Origin of the sequence: Streptomyces sp. S3(2020), from assembly GCF_013044505.1 — a bacterium.
Taxonomy (GTDB): domain Bacteria; phylum Actinomycetota; class Actinomycetes; order Streptomycetales; family Streptomycetaceae; genus Streptomyces.
Genome location: NZ_JABERD010000166.1, coordinates 1 through 21,551, shown reverse-complemented (window position 1 = coordinate 21,551; position 21,551 = coordinate 1). Strand labels below are relative to the sequence as shown.

15 protein-coding genes and 1 pseudogene are annotated in these 21,551 nt (G+C 69.3%); 7 read left to right on the top strand and 9 right to left on the bottom strand.

Annotation, left to right across the window (positions count from 1 at the left end):
* Positions 1-345 (bottom strand): annotated as a pseudogene (locus tag HLK59_RS36285) (hypothetical protein); the annotation flags it as partial.
* Positions 346-519: 174 nt separating this feature from the next.
* On the opposite strand from HLK59_RS36285, the gene HLK59_RS36280 reads away from it, so the two are divergent.
* On the top strand, positions 520-1,494 hold the full coding sequence (locus HLK59_RS36280; RefSeq protein WP_171145874.1) for a RecB family exonuclease: 975 nt from the start codon (positions 520-522) through the stop codon (positions 1,492-1,494).
* A gap of 14 nt (positions 1,495-1,508) precedes the next feature.
* Positions 1,509-2,180: a response regulator transcription factor gene (locus HLK59_RS36275; RefSeq protein ID WP_046263744.1), complete on the top strand. Its 672-nt coding sequence runs from the start codon at positions 1,509-1,511 to the stop codon at positions 2,178-2,180.
* A gap of 98 nt (positions 2,181-2,278) precedes the next feature.
* Here the strand turns inward: HLK59_RS36275 and HLK59_RS36270 are convergent, their stop codons facing one another.
* The 4 genes from HLK59_RS36270 to metH all read right to left on the bottom strand — a co-directional run bounded on the left by HLK59_RS36270 (position 2,279) and on the right by metH (position 10,365).
* Complete coding sequence (locus HLK59_RS36270) at positions 2,279-3,859, bottom strand: ABC transporter substrate-binding protein (RefSeq protein WP_171145873.1); 1,581 nt, start codon at positions 3,857-3,859, stop codon at positions 2,279-2,281.
* Positions 3,860-3,927: 68 nt separating this feature from the next.
* On the bottom strand, positions 3,928-5,532 hold the full coding sequence (locus HLK59_RS36265) for an ABC transporter substrate-binding protein (protein ID WP_171145872.1): 1,605 nt from the start codon (positions 5,530-5,532) through the stop codon (positions 3,928-3,930).
* A gap of 423 nt (positions 5,533-5,955) precedes the next feature.
* Complete coding sequence (locus HLK59_RS36260; RefSeq protein ID WP_171145871.1) at positions 5,956-6,657, bottom strand: HAD family phosphatase; 702 nt, start codon at positions 6,655-6,657, stop codon at positions 5,956-5,958.
* Between the two features lie 192 nt (positions 6,658-6,849).
* Complete coding sequence (gene metH / locus HLK59_RS36255; RefSeq protein WP_171145870.1) at positions 6,850-10,365, bottom strand: methionine synthase; 3,516 nt, start codon at positions 10,363-10,365, stop codon at positions 6,850-6,852.
* A gap of 305 nt (positions 10,366-10,670) precedes the next feature.
* Here metH and HLK59_RS36250 point away from each other — a divergent pair, with 305 nt between their 5' ends.
* The 5 genes from HLK59_RS36250 (at position 10,671) to HLK59_RS36230 (ending at position 16,583) form a co-directional block, all read left to right on the top strand.
* Positions 10,671-11,444: an IclR family transcriptional regulator gene (locus HLK59_RS36250; protein WP_171145869.1), complete on the top strand. Its 774-nt coding sequence runs from the start codon at positions 10,671-10,673 to the stop codon at positions 11,442-11,444.
* Between the two features lie 338 nt (positions 11,445-11,782).
* Positions 11,783-12,583 (top strand): MIP/aquaporin family protein, encoded by an 801-nt coding sequence (locus HLK59_RS36245; protein WP_171145868.1) that lies wholly within the window; start codon positions 11,783-11,785, stop codon positions 12,581-12,583.
* A gap of 61 nt (positions 12,584-12,644) precedes the next feature.
* Positions 12,645-14,186 (top strand): glycerol kinase GlpK, encoded by a 1,542-nt coding sequence (gene glpK / locus HLK59_RS36240; RefSeq protein WP_171145867.1) that lies wholly within the window; start codon positions 12,645-12,647, stop codon positions 14,184-14,186.
* A gap of 51 nt (positions 14,187-14,237) precedes the next feature.
* Positions 14,238-15,854, top strand: coding sequence for a glycerol-3-phosphate dehydrogenase/oxidase (locus HLK59_RS36235; protein WP_171145866.1), 1,617 nt, complete (start codon positions 14,238-14,240; stop codon positions 15,852-15,854).
* 159 nt (positions 15,855-16,013) lie between these two features.
* Entirely contained in the window at positions 16,014-16,583 is a 570-nt protein-coding gene (locus tag HLK59_RS36230; protein WP_171145865.1) for an SMI1/KNR4 family protein, read from the top strand.
* On the opposite strand, the gene mtnK is transcribed toward HLK59_RS36230, so the two are convergent.
* Genes mtnK through HLK59_RS36210 form a run of 4 tightly spaced genes read right to left on the bottom strand, consistent with a single transcriptional unit; the run spans position 16,572 to position 21,478 of the window.
* Entirely contained in the window at positions 16,572-17,744 is a 1,173-nt protein-coding gene (gene mtnK / locus HLK59_RS36225) for an S-methyl-5-thioribose kinase (protein ID WP_171145864.1), read from the bottom strand. The two genes, HLK59_RS36230 and mtnK, sit on opposite strands and share 12 nt — an antisense overlap.
* A gap of 8 nt (positions 17,745-17,752) precedes the next feature.
* Positions 17,753-18,799 carry an ABC transporter permease gene (locus tag HLK59_RS36220; protein WP_171145863.1) on the bottom strand — a complete coding sequence of 349 codons (1,047 nt, stop codon included), beginning with the start codon at positions 18,797-18,799 and terminating at the stop codon, positions 17,753-17,755.
* Between the two features lie 38 nt (positions 18,800-18,837).
* Positions 18,838-20,394, bottom strand: coding sequence for a sugar ABC transporter ATP-binding protein (locus HLK59_RS36215; RefSeq protein ID WP_171145862.1), 1,557 nt, complete (start codon positions 20,392-20,394; stop codon positions 18,838-18,840).
* Complete coding sequence (locus tag HLK59_RS36210) at positions 20,381-21,478, bottom strand: substrate-binding domain-containing protein (protein ID WP_171145861.1); 1,098 nt, start codon at positions 21,476-21,478, stop codon at positions 20,381-20,383. The genes HLK59_RS36215 and HLK59_RS36210 overlap by 14 nt, the downstream gene beginning before the upstream one ends.
* Between the last annotated feature and the right edge of the window lie 73 nt (positions 21,479-21,551).

Below are 21,551 nucleotides of genomic sequence, written 5' to 3'. Positions count from 1 at the left end.
CTGCTCCACCGCGTCTCCCGTGGCGTCCCCGGGTGAGGTGGGGGCCGCTGTGGAGGGGGGCGTTCCGTCGGTCTCCCCGGTCTTCCGGATCTCCCGAGTCTCTCCGGTCTCGCTCTCGCGTTTCGGTGTCTCCGCGGGGTCGCCCTCGGAGCGGTCGGCGTCGGCGTTCTCGGGCTGTGTGTCCGCCCTGGTGGCACCTGTCTCGGATGCCTCGGACGGAGCGGGCGCAGGGGCGTCGATGTCGGGGTGTTCGGGGTCGGCAGTCGGGGCCGCAGGGCCTGCGTGGTGCTGGGCCGGCTCGTCGTTGCCGGACCGCGGCTGCCCGCTCCCGCCGCTCTCGTCCACGGTTTCCCCTCGTTCGAAGCGTCTTCCGCGCATGCCGGCGGAAGGGTCTCGGGACGATGGTATGCGGCGGTCGTCACGCGTTCCGCCCCGGCACCCCCTCTGTTTTCTCTGTTGTCGCAGGGGTCTCGGCCACGACTGGGTCACTGTCAGTGGTGGGCCGTAAGGTCTGGGGTCATGGAGACGAGCACAGAGGGCGCGGCCGAGACCCCTGGCGGCGGGATCGCGGAAGTGGATCCGCCGGTCATGGACGAGCAGGCGACGGCGCGGGAGACGGCGGCCGTGGTCGAGGCGCGTGTCGCCATAGCGCCCGCGTCGCTGTCGCCCTCGCGTGCCAGTGACTTCATGCAGTGCCCGCTGCTGTACCGGTTCCGGGTGATCGACCGGCTGCCGGAGAAGCCCAGCGAGGCGGCGACGCGGGGCACTTTGGTGCACGCGGTTCTCGAGCGGCTCTTCGACGCTCCGGCGGCGGAGCGGACGCCGCCGCGGGCCAAGTCGCTCATCCCGGGTCAGTGGGACCGGCTGCGGGAGACCCGGCCGGAGGTCGTGGAGCTGTTCGCGGACGATCCGGAGGGCGAGCGGCTGGCGCGGTGGCTGGGTGAGGCCGAGCGGCTCGTCGAGCGGTGGTTCGGTCTGGAGGACCCGACCCGGCTGGAGCCGGCCGAGCGTGAGCTGTTCGTGGAGGCCGTGCTGGACTCGGGGCTGAAGCTGCGGGGGATCATCGACCGGGTGGATGTGGCGCCGACGGGGGATGTCCGCATCGTCGACTACAAGACCGGCAAGGCGCCGAGGCCCGAGTACGCCGAGGGTGCCTTGTTCCAGATGAAGTTCTACGCCCTGGTGGTCTGGCGGCTGAAGAACGTGATCCCGCGCCGTCTCCAGCTCGTCTACCTCGGCAGCGGTGACGTCCTGACGTACGACCCGGTCCTCGCGGACCTGGAGCGTGTCGAGCGCAAGCTGCTCGCGCTGTGGGAGGCGATCCGGGAGGCGACGGAGACGGGTGACTGGCGCCCGCGCCCCACCAAGCTGTGCGGCTGGTGCGACCACCAGGCCCACTGCCCGGAGTTCGGCGGCGCTCCCCCGCCGTATCCGTTGCCGGTGAGGGCGGCCGAGTCCGGCGGGCGCGAGCAGGGCAGAATGGGGCCGGACTAGCGAAGGAGACTCACGTGGCCATCCGCGTCCTACTGGTCGACGACCAGCCGCTGCTGCGTACCGGCTTCCGGATGATCCTGGAAGCCGAGCAGGACATCGCTGTCGTCGGTGAGGCCGGGGACGGCCTCCAGGCGCTCGACCAGGTGCGGGCTCTGCAACCCGACGTGGTTCTCATGGACATCCGCATGCCGCGGATGGACGGTGTGGAGGCGACCCGGCAGATCACCGGCCCCGGGCGGGACGGCCCGGCGAAGGTGTTGGTACTGACCACCTTCGACCTCGACGAGTACGTGGTGGAGGCGCTGCGGGCGGGGGCCAGCGGCTTCCTGCTCAAGGACGCCCCGGCCAACGAGCTCGTGCAGGCGATCCGTGTGGTCGCCGCCGGTGAGGCGATGCTCGCGCCGAGCATCACGCGTCGGCTGCTCGACAAGTACGCCACGCATCTGCCCTCGGGCGACGACCCCGTCCCGGACACCCTGCACACGCTCACCGACCGTGAGGTCGAGGTGCTGAAGCTGGTGGCGCGGGGACTGTCCAACGCCGAGATCGCCGCGGATCTGTTCGTGAGCGAGACCACGGTGAAGACGCATGTGGGTCACGTCCTCACGAAGCTGGGGCTGCGCGACCGGGTGCAGGCGGCGGTGTACGCGTACGAGAGCGGTCTGGTGCGTCCGGGCGCGCAGTAGGAGCACGTCGTACGACGGCAGAGGGCGCCCCTTCGTGAGAGGGGGCGCCCTTCGTCGTGTGCGGCAGTCCGGCGGTACGGCAGTCCGGCGGTACGGCGTCAGCCCTTGCTGATCTCCCAGAAGCGGAAGACCGTCGAGGCGTCGAGGCAGTACTCCAGGCCGTAGACGTCGTCGTGGACGATCGCGTACTGCTTGGCCTGCCAGAGCGGGATGACGGGGACCTCTTCGGCGACCAGGTCCTGGAGGCGGTCGTAGTCGTTGCCGGTCGCGGCGCGGTCGCTCTGGGCGGCCGTGCGCGGGATGAGGGTGCCGGTGATCATGCTGTTCTCGTAGTTGTTGTCCAGCACGTTGCCCTTGCCGAAGAAGGGGGCCGTGAAGTTGTCGGGGTCCGGGTAGTCGGGCACCCAGCCCTTCACGTAGACGCCGTACTTGCCGTCGGCTATGTCCTTCTCGTACTGCTCGAAGTCGACGGACTTGACGTTCGCGTCGAACAGGCCGCTCTTGTTGAGCTGTCCGGCGATCGCCTTGAGTTCCTGGTCGGTGGCGGGGCCGTAGCGGGCGGGGGTCGACCAGAGGGTGAGCTTGACCTTGCCGGTGATGCCGTCGGCGCTCAGGGCCGCGGCGGCCTTGGACTTGGACGGGTTGGCGCCGTAGGTGTCGAAGAAGGCCGTGTTGTGGCCCGCGATACCGGCCGGGATGATCGAGTACAGCGAGGTGGCGGTGCCCTGGTAGACCTGGGACATGAGGGCGTCGCGGTCGAGCAGGTAGGCGATGGCCTTCCGTACTCCGAGCTGTCCGACGACCGGGTCCTTCATGTTGAGGACCAGGTGCTGGACCTCGGCGCTGGTGCCCTCGACGAGTTCGACGCCGGCGTCGGTGCCGGCGGCCTCGATGTCGGCGATGTCGCTCGCGCTGAGGCCTCGGTAGGCGATGTCGATCTTGTTGTCGATCAGGGACTGCTTGAGCTCGTCCTGGTCGCCGTGGAAGAACTTCAGGGCGACGCCGGAGTTCTGTACGTCGGCGGTGCCCTTGTAGTTCTCGTTGACGGAGAAGACGGCCTCGTCGTCGTCGAACGAGTCCAGCTTGTAGGGGCCGGAGCCGACCGCCTCGCCGTCCTTGCGCAGCCCGTCGGCGTCGTACTCCTCGTGGTCGACGATGGAGCCGGCACCGGAGGCGATCTTGCTGGGGAAGGTCGCGTCGGGCGTGTTCAGCTTGAAGACGACCGTCTTCTCGTCCGGCGTCTCGACCTTTTCGAGCATGGGGAACATGATCGCGGGACCGGCGTCGTCGTTGATCTTCAGCATGCGGTCGAAGGAGAACTTGACGTCCTCCGAGGTGAGCGAGTCACCGTTGCTGAACCGCAGGCCGTCCTTCAGCGTGCACTTGTAGACCTTGGTCTCGGCGTCGCTGAACTCGCAGCTCTCCGCGGCCTCGGGCTCCGGCTCCGTGCTGCCCTTGGGGAAGCTCAGCAGCGACTGGAAGACGTTGTTGAACAACAGCCAGGACCCGGGGTCGTAGCCGGACGCGGGGTCGGTGGCCAGGACGTCGTCCGACATCCCCATGACCACGCTGGAGCCGTCGCTCCCCGAGCCACCGTTCTCCGAACCGCAGCCGGTCAGCAGGCCGGAGGCCAGTCCCGCCATCATGGGCAGGACCGGCCACTGGTTACGCATGTTCACTTACGGATGCCTTGTCGTCGGTTGTCGGATCCCGGGGCCGTCGTCCGCGGTCCGGGCAGAGGGAGGGATCAGTCGCTCACGCCGCGACCGAGCTCCCACAGCTGAAGGGTCGAGGAGGAGTTGAGGACATAGGCGGTGCCCGTCACGTCGTCGCGGGCGGCGACGTACTGCTTGCCCTGCCACAGCGGCAGTACGGGAACGTCGTCGGCGACGATGTCCTGGATGTCCGTCAGGCTGCTGGAGGCGGAGAGCCGGTCGGCCTCGCGGCGGGACTCCGGGATCAACGTGTTGCGGATCTCGCTGTTGGCGTAGGGCGAGCCGAGGAAGTTGTCCTTGTCGAGGAACGGCGCGAGGTAGTTGTCGGCGTCCGGGAAGTCGGGGAACCAGCCCATGCCGTAGACGTCGTACTCGCCCTTCTGCTCGGCGGGGCGGAAGGTCGCCCAGGGCGCTCCCTTGATGCTGACGTCGAACAGGCCGCTGTCGTTGAGCTGCTTCTGGAGCTGCTCGAACTCGTCCTTGGTGGCGGCGCCGTAGTGGTCGGTCGTGTAGTGCAGGGTCAGTTTGACCGGGGTGGTGATGCCCGCCCTCGTCAGCAGCTCCTCGGCCTTGGCCTTGCTCGGGTCGCCGTACTTGTTGAAGAACGAGTTGGAGTGGCCGGTGATGCTCGCCGGGACCAGCGAGTACAGCGGCTCGGCCTCGGAGCCGTAGACCTTGGAGACGAGTTCGCTGCGGTTGACGATCTGGGCCATCGCCTGACGCACGGCCTTGGTCTTGACGGTCGCGGCGTCGGTGTTGAAGGCGAGGTAGCGGATCTCCAGGCCGGGCATCTCTACGAGGTCGACGTCGCTGTCCGAGGAGGCGGAGAGCTTCTCGATCTGCTCGGGCGACATGGTGCGGGACATGACGTCGATGTCACCGTCGTTGATGGCGGTGCCCATGGCGTCGGCGTCCTCGAAGGAGCGCAGCTCCACCTTGTCGTTGTTCACCTTCAGCGTCCCCTTGTAATTGGGGTTCTTGGTGAACACGGCGTCGACGAGCTCGTCGTTCTTGACGTCGGCCGACATGGTGTACGGGCCGGAGCCGTCGACGTCGAAGCCGTCGCGCAGGGAGCCCCGCTTGTAGTCGTCGGGGTTGACGATGCCGGCGACGGGGGTCGACAGCTTGTACGGGAACGTGGCGTCGGCCGTCTTGAGGTGGAAGATCACCTCGCGGTCGCCCTTGGTCTCGACGGTGTCGATGGTGGACAGCAGGGCGAAGACACCACTGTCGGCCTTGAGGGAACGGGCGCGGTCGATCGAGTACTTGACGTCCTCGGCCGTGACGGCGTCGCCGTCCGCGAACTTCAGGTCCTTGCGCAGGGTGCAGGCGTAGCGCTCGTTGCCGGTGTCGGTGAAGCGGCAGCTCTCGGCGGCCTCGGGCACGGGTTCGCCCTCGCCGCGCGGCTGGATCATGAGGGTCTGCACGGTCTGGCGCAGGATGTTCCAGGTGCCGACGTCGTAGGCGTACGCCGGGTCGAGGGGCGCGGGGGCGTCCTTCGAGGCGGTGAACCGGTCCGTGGTGCCGACGACGATCGCGTCCCCGCCGCCACTGCCGCCGTCGGACCCGCCGCACGCGGCGAGGACCGGCACGAGCAGACCGATGACGGTCGGCAGCACCAAAGTCTTGCGGTTCATGCTCGAGTTTCTCCAGAGCTGTTGAGTCCGTGTACCCGGCATGCATGGGTGGTGCGGCGGGTCACGGGGGTTTCGTCGATGTTCTCGCGACGAGATTAGTCCGCACCTGCACGAGGGTTGACGGCCACCGGAGTTGAGCTGCCATCACGCAGCGAAACCGGGTGTGGACGCATTGAAAACCCGCCAGGGGAAGGATTGCGCGCAGGGTCCCACCAATCGGGACACAAGGGCGCGCGCAAGACGCCCGAACCGGGCGTCGAAGCACACACCTGATCGACTGTCGATCCCCCGTCACGTGGGGAACGTCACACCGTCAACGCTATGCACGCCTACCGGAATTCGGCCATCCACCGACCTTTGCGAATTCCTTTGCGCGGGCCCGGGAAAAGCGGCCCCTATCGGTGCCGCACGCTCGGTGAACGCTCAGCGCATTTCTGTCATCAGGCCGCGCAGAAATGCCAGGTCCACCTCTTCGAGCGAGGTCACGACGGTGCGCCGGGCGGCCGGGGCGATGGGTGCGACCGAGGGCACGGCCACGACATGGCAGCCCGCGGCCTCGGCCGCCGCGATGCCGGTCGCGGTGTCCTCCACGACCGCGCATCTGGCCGGATCCGCGCCGAGACCGGCGGCCGCGAAGAGATACGGGTCGGGGTACGGCTTGGTCCGGGCCACCTCGTCCCCCGCCACCGTGAGCGCGAAGTACTGGGGGCCGAGCGAGGTGAGCACCCGGTCGATGATGCGCCGGTGCGAGGCGGAGACCAGGGCCGTGGGGATCTCGTACTCGGCGAGCTCGGCCAGCAGCCGGGCGGCGCCCGGCATCAGCGGCAGGGTGCGGCCGATGCGGTCCTCGAACCCCTGGTTGAGCAGCACGGTGAGCTCGGCGAGGGTGATGTCGGCGCCGGTGGCCTCGATCAGGAATCCCGCGCTGCGGGTCATGGGGCCGCCGACCACGACATGGCGCCATGAGTCGTCGAGGGTGTGGCCGAGGCCGGCGAAGATCTCGACCTCGACGTCCCACCAGAACCCCTCGGTGTCGACGAGGGTGCCGTCCATGTCGAGGAGCACCGCCTGGAGGGCTGAGCCTTCGGCCGTACGGGTTACTGGCGCTGGGATCGTGCTGGTCATCCTGGCGCACCTCCTTGAGGGACGATCAGGCCGGCTCCCACGAAGGGAACCGGCCTGCGGTGGACCGACCAGTGTACGTCGCGGTACGACGACATGCCTTGTTTAACGGGTGTGCCCAGGGGCACACCGGAGTCACGGTCGAGGGGCGCTTCGGCGTGCGCTTCTCAGCGTGCCCTTCTCCACGTGTCCTTCTCAGCGTGCGTTGAAGTACTTGGCCTCAGGGTGGTGGATGACGATCGCGTCCGTGGACTGCTCGGGGTGCAGCTGGAACTCCTCGGACAGGTGGACGCCGATGCGCTCGGGCTGGAGCAGGTCGGCGATCTTCGCGCGGTCCTCCAGGTTCGGGCAGGCGCCGTAGCCGAGGGAGAAGCGGGCGCCCCGGTACTTCAGGGCGAACATGTCCTCGATGTCGCCCGGGTCCTCGCCGGCGAAGCCCAGTTCCGAACGGACGCGTGCGTGCCAGTACTCGGCGAGCGCTTCGGCCAACTGGACGGACAGGCCGTGCAGTTCGAGGTAGTCGCGGTAGGCGTTGGCCTCGAACAGCTTGGCCGTCTCCTCGCCGATGCGGGAGCCGACGGTGACGACCTGGAGACCGACGACGTCCATCTCCCCCGACTCCTCGGGGCGGAAGAAGTCCGCGAGGCACAGTCGGCGGCCGCGGCGCTGGCGCGGGAAGGTGAAACGGGTGCGCTCGTTGCCCTGGTCGTCGAGGATGATCAGGTCGTCGTCCTTGGACACACACGGGAAGTAGCCGTAGACGACGGCCGCTTCGAGCAGGTTCTCCGTCTGGAGCTTGTCCAGCAGGCCGCGCAGCCTGGGCCGGCCCTCGGTCTCGACGAGTTCCTCGTACGTCGGCCCGTCGCCCGCGCGGGCCTGCTTGAGGCCCCACTGGCCCTTGAAGAGGGCGCCCTCGTCGAGCCAGGTCGCGTACTCCTTGAGCTGGATGCCCTTGATGACGCGGGTGTCCCAGAACGGCGGGGTGGGCACGGGGTTGTCGACGGCGACGTCGGAGCGGACGTGGCCCTCCTCCGGGCGCTCGTCGACCTCTACGGCGGCGGCCGCGCGCACCCTTCGCTGCTTCAGCTCGGGGAGCTTCACCCCGGGTACACCGCGCTTGACGCCGATCAGGGCGTCCATGAGGCGCAGGCCCTCGAAGGCGTCGCGGGCGTAGCGGACTTCACCTTCGTAGATCTCGTGCAGGTCCTGTTCGACATAGGCCCGGGTGAGGGCGGCGCCGCCGAGGATCACCGGGAAGTCGGCCGCCAGCCCGCGCTGGTTGAGCTCCTCCAGGTTCTCCTTCATGATCACGGTGGACTTCACCAGGAGCCCGGACATGCCGATGACGTCGGCGCGGTGCTCCGCTGCGGCTTCGAGGATCGCGGAGACCGGCTGCTTGATGCCCAGGTTGACCACGTTGTAGCCGTTGTTGGACAGGATGATGTCGACGAGGTTCTTGCCGATGTCATGCACGTCCCCGCGGACGGTCGCGAGGACGATGGTGCCCTTGCCCTCGGCGTCGGACTTCTCCATGTGCGGCTCAAGATGGGCCACCGCGGTCTTCATGACCTCGGCGGACTGGAGCACGAACGGCAGCTGCATCTGCCCGGAGCCGAAGAGCTCACCGACGACCTTCATCCCGTCCAGGAGGATGTTGTTGACGATGTCCAGGGCGGGTGTGTCCTGGAGTGCCTCGTCGAGGTCGGTCTCCAGGCCGTTCTTCTCGCCGTCGATGATGCGCCGCTTGAGGCGCTCCTCCAGTGGCAGGGCGGCGAGTTCCTCGGCCTTGCCCGCCTTGAGCGACTTGGCGGTGGCGCCCTCGAACAGGGCCATCAGCTTCTGCAGCGGGTCGTAGCCCTCGGCACGCCGGTCGTAGACGAGGTCGAGAGCCGTCTGGACCTCTTCCTCGCTGAACCGGGCGATCGGCAGGATCTTGGAGGCGTGCACGATCGCCGAGTCCAGACCGGCCTTCGTGCACTCGTCCAGGAAGACGGAGTTGAGCAGGATGCGGGCGGCCGGGTTGAGACCGAAGGAGATGTTCGACAGGCCCAGCGTGGTCTGCACATCCGGGTGGCGGCGCTTGAGTTCGCGGATCGCCTCGATGGTCGCGATGCCGTCGCCCCGGGACTCCTCCTGGCCGGTGCAGATGGTGAAGGTCAGGGTGTCGATGAGGATGTCGGACTCGTGGATGCCCCAGTTCCCGGTCAGGTCGTCGATGAGCCGCTCGGCGATGGCGACCTTGTGCTCCGGGGTGCGGGCCTGGCCTTCCTCGTCGATGGTCAGCGCGATCAGCGCGGCGCCGTGTTCCTGGGCGAGCTTGGTGACCTTCGCGAAGCGGGACTCGGGGCCGTCGCCGTCCTCGTAGTTGACCGAGTTGATGACCGCACGGCCGCCGATCTTCTCCAGGCCGGCCTTGATGACGGGGACTTCGGTGGAGTCCAGGACGATCGGGAGGGTGGAGGCGGTGGCGAAGCGGCCCGCCAGTTCCTCCATGTCGGCGACGCCGTCGCGGCCGACGTAGTCCACACAGAGGTCGAGCATGTGCGCGCCCTCGCGGATCTGGTCGCGGGCCATCTCGACGCAGTCGTCCCAGCGGGCCTCCAGCATGGCCTCACGGAACTTCTTCGAGCCGTTGGCGTTGGTCCGCTCGCCGATCGCCATGTACGACGTGTCCTGCCGGAACGGCACCGTCTGGTACAGCGAGGCGGCGCCCGGCTCGGGGCGCGGGTCGCGCTCGGTGGGCGCGAGGTCGCGGACTCGGTCGACGACCTGGCGCAGGTGCTCAGGCGTCGTGCCGCAGCAGCCGCCGATGAGGGACAGGCCGTAGTCGCGGACGAAGTTCTCCTGCGCGTCGGCCAGCTCGGGCGCGGTCAGCGGGTAGTGGGCGCCGTCCTTCGTGAGGACCGGGAGGCCGGCGTTCGGCATGCAGGAGAGCTGGATGCGGGAGTGGCGGGCCAGATAGCGCAGGTGCTCGCTCATCTCGGCGGGCCCGGTCGCACAGTTCAGACCGATCATGTCGATGCCGAGCGGCTCCAGCGCGGTGAGCGCGGCGCCGATCTCGGAGCCGAGCAGCATCGTGCCGGTCGTCTCCACCGTCACCGAGACGATCAGGGGGACGTCGTACCCGGCCGTCTCCATGGCACGGCGGGCGGCGATGACGGAGGCCTTGGTCTGGAGCAGGTCCTGGGTGGTCTCCACCAGGAGCGCGTCGGCGCCGCCGGCCAGGAGGCCCTCGGCGTTCTGCTGGTACGCGTCGCGGATGGCGCCGAAGGTGGTGTGGCCGAGGGTGGGCAGCTTGGTGCCGGGGCCGACCGAGCCGAGGACCCAGCGCCGGCGGCCGTCGCGTGCGGTGTACTCGTCGGCCGTCTCGCGGGCGATACGGGCGCCGGCCTCGGAGAGTTCGTGGACGCGCTCGGGGATGTCGTACTCGCCGAGGGCGGTCAGGTTCGCACCGAAGGTGTTGGTCTCCACGCAGTCGACGCCCGCGTCGAAGTACTCGGCGTGCACCGAGCGCACGATGTCGGGGCGGGTGACGTTGAGGATCTCGTTGCAGCCCTCGAGCTGCTGGAAGTCCTCCAGCGTGGGGTCCTGAGCCTGGAGCATGGTGCCCATCGCCCCGTCGGCGACCACCACACGGGTGGCGAGTGCCTCGCGGAGCGCGGACGCACGGGTCCGGCTGTCGGCGGAAGGGGTCGGTGGCAACGAGGCCATGAAAGGGCTCCCTGTGGGTGCGACGGCTGTCGGCTTTGCGTCCTGCCGCGGGGCTTCCCACAGCGGGCGCACGCCGTCAGGGTAGCCGGGACCCGACCCGGACGGTCAGAGCGTCCACGGGACGGACGAGGATGACGGGCAGGTCATTCCCGGGATACGAGTGACGCGAACGCGTGTCACGAGTGACGTAACGGTGTCGTACGACCATTGGCGGTCGGTCGGCATGGACTAGTAGTGTTCGACATTGCCGAACAGCGGCAGCGACGTCGCGGGTCGACGGCGAAGGGGACGGAGGCAGAACGGCGATGGCACGGAACATCCAGTCGCTCGAACGGGCGGCCGCGATGCTGCGGCTCCTCGCGGGCGGCGAGCGGCGGCTCGGCCTCTCGGACATCGCCTCGGCCCTGGGCCTCGCCAAGGGCACCGCGCACGGGATCCTGCGCACCCTCCAGCTGGAGGGGTTCGTCGAGCAGGACGAGGCGTCCGGGCGTTACCAGCTGGGCGCCGAGCTGCTGCGTCTGGGCACCACCTATCTCGATGTGCACGAGCTGCGGGCGCGCGCCCTGGTGTGGACCGACGATCTGGCCCGGTCCAGTGGCGAGAGCGTCTATCTGGGCGTCCTGCACCAGCAGGGCGTGCTGATCGTGCACCACGTCTTCCGGCCCGACGACAGCCGGCAGGTGCTGGAGATCGGGGCGATGCAGCCGCTGCACTCCACAGCGCTGGGCAAGGTGCTGTCGGCGTACGACCCGGTGGCGCACAGTGAGGCGATCGAGGCGGACCGCAAGGCGTTCACCGATCGCACGGTGTGCGAGCTGGAGGACTTCGAGAACATCCTCGACATCACCCGCGCGCGTGGTTACGCGGCGGACGTGGAGGAGACCTGGGAGGGCGTGGCCGGTGTGGCCGCCCCCATCCACGACCGGCGGCGGATGCCGGTGGGTGCCGTCTGCATCACCGGGGCCGTGGAGCGGCTGTGCCGGTCCGACGAGGAAGGGGCGCTGCGCCCCGAGCTGATCGCGGCGGTGCGTGACTGCGCCCGCGCGGTGTCGCGGGACCTGGGCGCGGGGCGCTTCTAGAAGTCGGTAAGAGCACACCGGGACGCCCTTCACGGCGTTCCGGTCATACCCATACCCTGAAGCGGACATATCGGGCGATGGCTGTACAGCGCCCCAAATGAAGATCGATAGCTCACAGCAATCAATAACGATCGTGCTTTCGATAACAGAACCCTTGACGCACGCGTAACGCCGGAGCAAGACTCCCGTCCATCGGTCGGCATTGTCGAACACCTACCGGCAATACGCGCTAGAGTGTGACAACGCCAAGGGCCGGCATCGCTCTCACCCGAGAGCAGCTCGAACCTCCGGAGGGACCCGGGGTTCGGTCCCCTGGACGAAGGACAAAGGAGTCGCGGGTGTCCAGCTCCGACATCTTCATCGGCGAGACCATCGGTACCGCCATACTCATCCTGCTCGGCGGCGGTGTCTGTGCGGCCGTCACGCTGAAGGCCTCCAAGGCCCGTAACGCCGGCTGGCTCGCCATCACCTTCGGGTGGGGTTTCGCCGTACTGACGGCCGTCTACACCTCCGCGCCGCTCTCCGGCGCGCACCTGAACCCGGCCGTGACCCTGGCGCTCGCGCTGAAGAAGAACGGCATCTCCTGGAGTGACGTCCCGATCTACTGGGGCGGGCAGCTGCTCGGCGCCATGATCGGCGCGGCCCTGGTCTGGATCGCCTACTACGGCCAGTTCCACGCGCACCTCACCGACAAGGAGATCGTCGGCGCCCCCGGCGCACAGGCCACCGCGGCCAAGGCCGTCGAGGCGCAGGAGAAGGGCGCGGGCCCGGTCCTGGGCGTCTTCTCCACCGGCCCGGAGGTCCGGGTCGCCTGGCAGAACGTCGCCACGGAGGTCATCGGCACGATCGTGCTGGTCCTCGCGGTCCTCACGCAGGGCCTCAACGACGGTGGCAACGGCCTGGGCACCCTGGGCGCCCTGATCACCGCCCTGGTCGTCGTCTCGATCGGTCTGTCCCTCGGTGGCCCGACCGGCTACGCGATCAACCCGGCCCGTGACCTCGGTCCGCGTATCGTGCACGCCCTCCTGCCCCTGCCCAACAAGGGTGGCTCCGACTGGAGCTACGCCTGGGTCCCGGTCGTCGGTCCCCTGATCGGCGCGGCGATCGCCGCGGGCATCTACAACGTCGCTTTCGCTTAGAAGCAGCCGTAGCAAGCAGTCGTAGACAGTCCCCTTAACCACGGAACCCCAGGAGCACACAGTGACCGACGCCCACACCGCCGGCCCGTTCATCGCCGCGATCGACCAGGGCACCACCTCCAGCCGCTGCATCGTCTTCGACAAGGACGGCCGTATCGTCTCGGTCGACCAGAAGGAGCACGAGCAGATCTTCCCGAAGCCGGGCTGGGTCGAGCACAACGCCAACGAGATCTGGACCAACGTCCAGGAGGTCGTCGCCGGAGCCATCCAGAAGGCCGGCATCACCCGTGACGACATCAAGGCCATCGGTATCACCAACCAGCGTGAGACCACGCTGCTCTGGGACAAGAACACCGGTGAGCCCGTCCACAACGCCATCGTCTGGCAGGACACCCGCACCGACGCGCTCTGCAAGGAGCTCGGCCGCAATGTCGGCCAGGACCGCTTCCGCCGCGAGACCGGCCTGCCGCTGGCGAGCTACTTCGCCGGTCCCAAGGCCCGCTGGCTGCTCGACAACGTCGAGGGTCTGCGCGAGCGCGCCGAGGCCGGGGACATCCTCTTCGGCACCATGGACACCTGGGTCATCTGGAACCTGACGGGCGGTGTCAACGGCGGCAAGCACTACACCGACGTCACCAACGCCTCCCGCACCATGCTGATGAACCTCCACACGCTGGAGTGGGACGACAAGATCGCCGAGTCCATCGGCGTGCCGCTGGCGATCCTCCCGGAGATCCGCTCCTCCGCCGAGGTCTACGGCGAGGTCACCGGCGGCAAGCTCGGCGAGCTGCTCGGCGGCATCCCGGTCGCCTCGGCGCTCGGTGACCAGCAGGCGGCCCTGTTCGGGCAGACCTGTTTCGCCGAGGGCGAGGCGAAGTCGACCTACGGCACCGGCACGTTCATGCTGATGAACACCGGCGAGAAGATCATCAACTCGTACTCCGGTCTGCTCACCACCGTCGGCTACCGCATCGGCGACCAGGCTCCGGTCTACGCCCTCGAAGGCTCCATCGCCGTCACCGGTTCGCTGGTGCAGTGGATGCGCGACCAGATGGGCCTGATCTCCACCGCCGCCGAGATCGAGACGCTCGCGCTCTCGGTCGAGGACAACGGCGGCGCCTACTTCGTGCCGGCCTTCTCCGGTCTGTTCGCCCCGTACTGGCGTTCCGACGCCCGCGGTGTGATCGCCGGTCTGACCCGGTACGTCACCAAGGCGCACCTCGCGCGCGCCGTCCTGGAGGCCACCGCCTGGCAGACCCGTGAGATCACGGACGCCATGACCAAGGACTCGGGCGTCGAGCTCGCGGCCCTCAAGGTCGACGGCGGCATGACCTCCAACAACCTGCTGATGCAGACCCTCTCGGACTTCGTGGACGCCCCCGTGGTCCGTCCGATGGTCGCCGAGACGACCTGCCTCGGTGCCGCCTACGCCGCCGGTCTCGCCGTCGGCTTCTGGACCAGCACCGACGACCTGCGTGCCAACTGGCGCCGGGCCGCCGAGTGGACCCCCCGCATGGACGCGGACGCCCGCGACCGTGAGTACAAGAGCTGGCTCAAGGCCGTCGAGCGGACGATGGGCTGGCTCGAGGACGAAGAGAGCTGACGAGAGCCACTCGTAGGCTCAAGCCGCTCTGATGAGGAGTAAGAACCCGAAATGACCAGTCAGACCACCCTGCAGTCCGTGCCTGCCCTGGGTACGCGCCCGGCCTCCGGCTCCAACCCGAGCCGCGCCGAGACCCGGGAGCAGCTCGCCAAGGCGTCGTACGACCTTCTCGTGATCGGCGGCGGCATCCTGGGCATCTCCACCGCCTGGCACGCCGCGCAGTCCGGTCTGCGGGTGGCCCTGGTCGACGCCGGCGACTTCGCCGGTGCCACCTCCTCCGCCTCCTCCAAGCTTCTCCACGGCGGTCTGCGCTATCTGCAGACCGGCGCGGTGAAGCTGGTGGCGGAGAACCACTTCGAGCGCCGTGCGGTCTCCCGTCAGGTGGCTCCCCACCTGGCGAACCCGCTCACGTTCTACCTCCCCGTGTACAAGGGCGGGCCGCACGGCGCCGCGAAGCTCGGGGCGGGCGTCTTCGCCTACTCCGCGCTCTCCGCGTTCGGTGACGGCGTCGGCCACCTCCTGTCCCCCGCCAAGGCGGCGCAGGACGTGCCCGAGCTGCGCACCGACAACCTCAAGGCCGTCGCCGTCTACGGCGACGACCAGATGAACGACGCGCGCATGGCGCTGATGACGGTCCGCGCGGCCGTCGAGGCGGGCGCGGTGGTCCTGAACCACGCCGAGGTGACCGGTCTGAGGTTCACCAAGGGCCGGGTCACGGGCGCCGAGCTGCGCGACCGCCAGTCCGGTGACGAGTTCGGCGTCAGCGCCCGGCTCGTCCTCAACGCGACCGGCCCGTGGGTCGACCACCTGCGCAAGATGGAGGACCCGGACGCGGCCCCGTCGATCCGTCTGTCGAAGGGCGCGCACCTGGTCCTGAAGCGGACGGCGCCGTGGAAGGCCGCGCTGGCCACCCCGATCGACAAGTACCGCATCACCTTCGCCCTCCCCTGGGAGGACATGCTGCTGCTGGGCACCACGGACGAGGAGTTCGAGGGCGACCCGGCGGACGTCTCGGTCACCGAGAAGGACACGGCCCAGATACTCGACGAGGCCGCGTTCTCCATCCGCGACCAGCAGCTCGACCGTGACCTCATCACGTACGCCTTCGCAGGTCTGCGCGTACTGCCGGGTGGCCCCGGCAGCACCGCGAAGGCCAAGCGGGAGACCGTGGTGACCGAGGGCAGGGGCGGCATGCTGTCCGTCGCGGGCGGCAAGTGGACGACGTTCCGGCACATCGGCCGTACGGTCATGCAGAAGCTGGAGGCGCTGCCGGGCCACCCGCTGGGCGACGACTTCGAGCCGATCTCCTCGCTGCCGAAGAAGCTGCCGCTGCCGGGTGTCGCCAACCCGCGCGCGGTCGCGCACCGGCTGCTGGTCGACAGCCCGGCGCCGGGTCCCCGCATGGCGGCGGACACGGCGAAGCACCTGGCCACGCACTACGGTTCGCTGGCCTTCGACATCGCCCGGCTGGCCAACGACAACCCGGAGCTGGCCCAGCGCGTCCACCCGGACGCCCCGGAGATCTGGGCGCAGGTCGTCTACGCCCGGGACAACGAGTGGGCCGAGACCACGGACGACGTGCTGCGCCGCCGCACGACGCTGACGATCCGGGGTCTGGCCACGGACGAGGTCCGCGCCAAGGTCCAGGACCTGCTCGACAAGAAGTAGACCTCGGTCCGGCCCCCCCCTCCCTGACCCGGGGCCGGCACCGCGAGGAACGGCCCTTCTCCCCTATGAGGGCCGGCACCCGAAAGGGGCGGCCTCCCGCCGACGGAGCCGCCCCTTTCGCCTGCCCGCGTTGTCAGTGGCGGGTGTTCTCATGGACGCATGGACATGGAACAGGCCGCCCCCGAGGACATCACCGCGCTGCGGGAGGCGTTCGGTGTGGACGACGGTGGCGAGTCGGCGCTGGGGTGGGAAGCGGTGCGTGCGTTCGAGGCGGAGCACGGTGTGGTGCTGCCGGAGCCGTATCGGACGTTCGTGGCGGAGGTGACCGACGGGTCCTTCCAGGGGCCGCCGGAGTTCGGTCTGGTGGGGCTGGCCGAGCTGCCGTCCGACTGGCACTCCGACGGCACGGACCTAAAGCCCGCCGAGCCGTTCCCGCTCACCGAGGCGTGGTTGTGGGAGGCGGACGAGAGTCCGTTCGAGGACCCTGAGGCCGTCGTGGACCAGGTCCTCAACCACGGTTCGCTCGTGCTCGGGACGGACGGGTGCGCGATGAACTGGCACCTCGTCGTCACCGGCCCGCAGCGTGGACACATATGGCACATCACCGACGTCGGAGCCCTGCCGTTCGGCGCGGAGTTCGGCCACACCACCTCCGCGCCCGGCTTCGCCGGCTGGGTGCGGCACTGGGCCGCCGGCAAGGAGTGGTTCGACGCCGAGTCAGCCCAGTGAGGCGACGGCCTCGCGTACGGCCTGCGGTGACGTCAGTTCCTCGCGGCGCAGGATGAGTTCGCGGCCCAGCAGCAGCGCCCTGCGGGATGCCGCCACCGGGTCCTCCAGCGTCGTCAGGTCCGTCAGGTGGGCGAAGCCGATGATGCGGCGGACGATCTCGGTGCCGGCGTAGCCCACCGAGTCGGTCCAGACGCGGCGCAGGAAGCGGTCCAGGTAGGCGTCGTCGAAGAAGGTGTCGACGCGGCTCGGCCACAGGCGGCGGAACTCCGTCTCGAACGCCTCCCAGGACAGCCGGAGTTGGTCGGCGTGGTCGGTCAGGCGGCCCAGGGCGCGGGCCCGTTCCTCCGAGACCAGCGCGTTGGCCCAGTACAGGCCGAGGTCATAGCCGATCGGGCCGACGAAGGAGAACTCGGGGTCGAAGACGCGGACGACCGGGGTGCCTTCGCGGGCGCCGACCATGACGCTGCCGGTGTGGAGGTCGCCGTGCAGGAGTGCCTGGGCGCTGGTCATGAAGGTGTGGCGGAGGTCGGCGACCTCGGTGCGGAGCCGGGTGTCGGTGCGGAACTCCCGTGCCAGGTCGTCGAGGCCCTCGTGCCAGTGGTTGTGCTCGTGCTCGATGTACGGCTCGGAGAGGACCACGTCCTCGGTGATCTTGCAGAGTTCCGGGCTGACCGAGGCCGCGATCAGGGCCTTGCGGTCGGCGGAGGCCATGCCGAAGTCGCTGGTGGCGAAGGAGAACTGGGCGACGAACTCGCCGATCCTCGCGGAGGTGTGCGGTCCGTAGGACGCGCCCTCGTTCAGCAGGGTCCGCAGGACCTCCAGGTCCGACATGTCCTCCATGACGAGGGCGTAGTTCTCGGGGTCGTAGCCGTGGACCGCCGGGATCTTGTCCGGGGCGACGCGGGCGACCTGCTCGTACGCCCGTGCCTCGGCGTCGGCGCGGTCCGGGTTCATCGGCCAGGACGGGCCCGCGACCCGTACCCAGGGCAGGGCCTGCTTGACGGCGAGGCTGCGGGTGCCGTCGGCGTTCGTCGCCAGGAACACCCTGTTCATGTTGCCGTCCGAGACCTCGCGGACGCTGATGTCGGCCGGGTCCTCCCAGTGGCCCCGCTCGTGCAGGTAGTCCGGGATGTCGTCGGTCTCCAGGATTCGGTAGCCCATGGCTCTCCTCAGGACGTGCGGCGCTTGGACAGGGTGAAGCTGAAGACGAGGGCGAGGATGAGGACCGCGCCCTCGACGACGTCCTGCGTGTAGTACGGCAGGCCCTTGATGGTCAGGCCGGTCGTGATGATGCCGATCAGCACCGCGCCGAGGGCGGTGCCCCAGACGTTCGGGCGGCCGCGGCCGAGGACAGAGGTGCCGACCAGCGCGACCGCCACCGCCTCCAGCAGCTGGGACGTTCCGGCGCTCACATCGCCCTGGCCGATGCGGGACGCCAGGATCAGGCCGCCGATCGAGGCGAGGACGCCGGAGATGACGTAGGCGAGGGAGCGGTACGCGCCGACGCGGATGCCCGCCAGGCGGGAGGCCTCGGGGTTGGCGCCGATGGCGTACAGGACCCGGCCCCAGCGGGTGCGGGCCAGGAAGATCCAGGCGGCGACGGTCAGGCCGCCGAAGACGAGGACGGAGATCGGGATGCCGAGAACCGTGCCTCGGTCGATCTTCAGGAAGCCCTCGGTGAACTTGCCGGGTGCCGTGGTGCCGTCTTCGAGGGTCATGCCCGGGGTGATCGACTGGCCGTCGACCAGGATGAGCTTGGTGCCCTGGATGACGAACATCGTGCCGAGCGTCGCCAGCATGTCGGGGATCTTCAGCACCACGATCAGCAGGGCGTTGAGCAGGCCCGCCAGCGCGCCCGCGGCGATCACCGCGATGATCGCGACCGCGCCGATCTGGTTGTGGACGACCATCGTCTGCGCGGCGACCGAGACGCCGAGTCCGGCGACCGCGCCGACGGACATGTCCATTCCGCCGACGGCCATGGTGAGGGTGACGCCGAGGCCGAGGATGGCGGCGACGGAGACGTACCGCAGGGTGTCGAGGAGGGTCGCCGACTCGCGGAAGGAGCCCTCGCTCAGCGCGAAGTACAGGAAGAGCGCGACCGTCACGAAGATGAAGCCGTACTTGATGACGGCGTTCTGGACGCGCACGGCGGTGGTGGTGGCGGGCGGGATCGCCGCCTTCACCGGAACCTCGGTGCTCTGCTGGGTGGTCATGGGGGGACTGCTTCCTTCGGCGGCCGGTGTCGGCGCGGCTAGACGGACACGGCGATGGTCTGGATCACGCGGTCGCGTTCCGCGTCCTCGCCGTACGCGTCGAGATGGATCTCCCCGGACGCGAGGACGACGACCCGGTCGGCGATCTCGAGGATCTCGTCGACGTCGGCGGACAGGACGAGTACGGCGGCGCCCTCGGCGGCGAGGGAGCGGGCACGCCGACCGATGTCGCGCCGCGCACCGATGTCCACACCTCGGAACGGTTCGTCCAGGATGAGGACACGGGGGGTGTGCGCCAGCCAGCGGCCGACGACGACCTTCTGCTGGTTGCCGCCGGACAGCTCCTCGACGGTGCTGTGCTCGTCGCGGGCGACGACACCGAGGGCCTCGATGGTGGCGCGGCCGAGGGCGTCCTCCTTGCCGCGCTGGACGAGCCCCGCTCTCGACAGGGACTTCAGGAACGGCAGCGAGATGTTCTGGGCCAGCGACCAGCCGGGCACGAGGGCGTCGGCGTGCCGGTCCTCGGGGACCAGGTGGATGCCGGCCCGGATCGCGTCGGCGGGCCGTCGGGGCGCGAACTCCTTGCCGTCGAGTGCGACGGAGCCGGCCGCGAAGGGCTCGGCGCCGAACAGGCCGCGGGCCAGCTCGGTCTTGCCCGCGCCCAGCAGGCCCACGACACCGGTGACCTCGCCGGCCCGGACGTCCAGGTCGAGAGGTGCGCGGCCCTCGAAGAGCCGTACCCCGCGCAGGGACAGTACGGCGTCGCCGGACGCCCCCTCCCGCACCGGGCGGGCCGTGGTCGTCTCGTGGGCCTGCGCGAGCATCGCCCGCAGGGCCGCGTCCCAGTCGAAGGGCTTGGCCTGGTCCTCGGTGAGACGGCCGTCCCGCAGGACGACCAGACGGTCGGCCAGCGCGTCGATCTCGCCGAGGCGGTGGGAGACGTAGAGGACCGCGATGCCGTCGTCGCGCATCCTCTCGACCAGTGCGAACAGTCGCTCCGCCTCGGCGGCGGACAGTGCGGAGGTCGGCTCGTCGAGGATGAGCAGGCGCGGGCGGGTGACCAGGGCGCGGGCGAGGATGAGCAACTGGCGGTCGGAGATGCCGAGTTCGGTGACGTCCCGCTTGAGGAGGCTGTCGCTCCAGTCCAGGCCGAGGCCGGCCTGGATCTCACGGGCGCGGGCGAGCAGCCTGCCCCCGTTCAGGAAGGGGTTGCCCCGGCTCTGCGCCAGCTCCTCGAAGACCAGGTTCTCGGCGACGGTGAGGCCGGGCACGATGCCCTCGCTGATGCGCTGGTGCACGGTCTGGATGCCCAACTGGCGTGCGGCCAGCGGCGACTGGAGAGCTGCGGATTCCCCTGCGACCCGCACGTCCCCACCGTGGTCGGTGTGCACGCCCGACAGGATCTTGATCAGCGTGGACTTGCCGGCGCCGTTCGCGCCGAGCAGCGCGACCACGCTGCCCGGTGCGATGTCCAGGGAGACGGAGGCAAGGACGGTCTTGCCTCCGAAGGCCATGCTGACGTCGGTGAGGCTGACCGCGGGTGTCTCGGCCGGGCCAGCCGTGCCCGCCGTGTCAGTCGTCTCAGTGGGCGACATTCGAGATCCAGTCCGCGGTCGAGACCTGGGACAGGTTCAGCGCGGGCAGCGCCTCACGCAGCTGGTCCATGTTCTCGATCTTGTTCTTGTTCAGGAAGTCCTGGGTGATGGCGACGGCCGGGAACTCGACGGAGGTCTTGTTCAGCTGGCCGGCCAGCTCCAGGGCGGTCGTACGGACGACGGCGGCGCCCACCGCGGACGGGTCGGTGCCCGCCGTGGCGACCCACGGGCTGTCGGCGGCGGTCATCTGCTGGATGTCGGCGTTGGAGACGTCCGCGCCGAAGACCTTCACCTTGTCCTGGAGCTTCTTGTTCTGGACGGCGAGGACGGTGCCCTTGGCGAGCTCGTCGTAGGGGGCGAAGATGCCCGCCACGTCCGAGTGCTGGGTGAGCGCGGCGGAGACCAGGGGAACGTTGTCGGTGGCCGTGGAGTCGGTCACCTTGCCGACCTTGAACTCCTGCTTCCAGCCCTGCGCGGCGAGTTCCTTCGTCCAGACGGTGTTCCGCTTGTCGAGGGCGGCGTAGCCGGCGACGTTGACGTAGCCGACCTTGGCGTCCTTGCCGACCTCCTTGGCCATCACGTCGAGGACGGCCTGGGCCATGCTCGCGTCGTCCTGCTTGGTCGACACGACACCCTTCGTGGCCGTCTCCACGTCGTAGACGACGACCTTGATGCCCTTCTTCACGGCCTTGTCGATCTCCGGCTGGATCGTCGCCGGGAAGCCGTGGTCGATGATGATCGCCTTGGCGCCGGAGTTGATCGCCGAGGAGAGGTCGGTGGCCTGCTTGGCGTTGTCGGCCTGCGCGTCGTACACGGTCAGGTCGATGCCGAGGGCCTTGGCCTGGGCCTTGGCGCCGTTGCCCCACTGCTCGAAGTAGTCGCCGGCGCCGCTCTGGCGGACCAGGGCGACCTTGACCGCGCCGTCGCTGAAGGGGGCGGGCTTCTTGCCGGTGGCGGCCGACGCGGAGGCGGCGGTGTCCCCGGCGTCCTTCGAGGCGTCCGTGGACTGCGAGCAGCCGGCGAGCACAAGCGCGGAGACGGAGGCCAGCGAGAGCGCGGCGAGGGGGAGGCGGACACGGGACATGAGGGGCTCCAGGTGCGGGGTGGTGCGGGGGGGGTCTGTCCCGTATCCACATCTGACGCTGGCGACGAAGGGG

What these genes read in the sequence shown, in the direction of transcription:
- HLK59_RS36280 (WP_171145874.1), top strand. Translation starts at nt 520, where the DNA reads ATGGAGACGAGCACAGAGGGCGCGGCCGAGACCCCTGGCGGCGGGATC.
- HLK59_RS36265 (WP_171145872.1), bottom strand. Translation starts at nt 5,532, where the DNA reads ATGAACCGCAAGACTTTGGTGCTGCCGACCGTCATCGGTCTGCTCGTG.
- HLK59_RS36260 (WP_171145871.1), bottom strand. Translation starts at nt 6,657, where the DNA reads ATGACCAGCACGATCCCAGCGCCAGTAACCCGTACGGCCGAAGGCTCA.
- metH (WP_171145870.1), bottom strand. Translation starts at nt 10,365, where the DNA reads ATGGCCTCGTTGCCACCGACCCCTTCCGCCGACAGCCGGACCCGTGCG.
- HLK59_RS36250 (WP_171145869.1), top strand. Translation starts at nt 10,671, where the DNA reads ATGGCACGGAACATCCAGTCGCTCGAACGGGCGGCCGCGATGCTGCGG.
- HLK59_RS36235 (WP_171145866.1), top strand. Translation starts at nt 14,238, where the DNA reads ATGACCAGTCAGACCACCCTGCAGTCCGTGCCTGCCCTGGGTACGCGC.
- HLK59_RS36230 (WP_171145865.1), top strand. Translation starts at nt 16,014, where the DNA reads ATGGACATGGAACAGGCCGCCCCCGAGGACATCACCGCGCTGCGGGAG.
- mtnK (WP_171145864.1), bottom strand. Translation starts at nt 17,744, where the DNA reads ATGGGCTACCGAATCCTGGAGACCGACGACATCCCGGACTACCTGCAC.
- HLK59_RS36220 (WP_171145863.1), bottom strand. Translation starts at nt 18,799, where the DNA reads ATGACCACCCAGCAGAGCACCGAGGTTCCGGTGAAGGCGGCGATCCCG.
- HLK59_RS36215 (WP_171145862.1), bottom strand. Translation starts at nt 20,394, where the DNA reads ATGTCGCCCACTGAGACGACTGACACGGCGGGCACGGCTGGCCCGGCC.
- HLK59_RS36210 (WP_171145861.1), bottom strand. Translation starts at nt 21,478, where the DNA reads ATGTCCCGTGTCCGCCTCCCCCTCGCCGCGCTCTCGCTGGCCTCCGTC.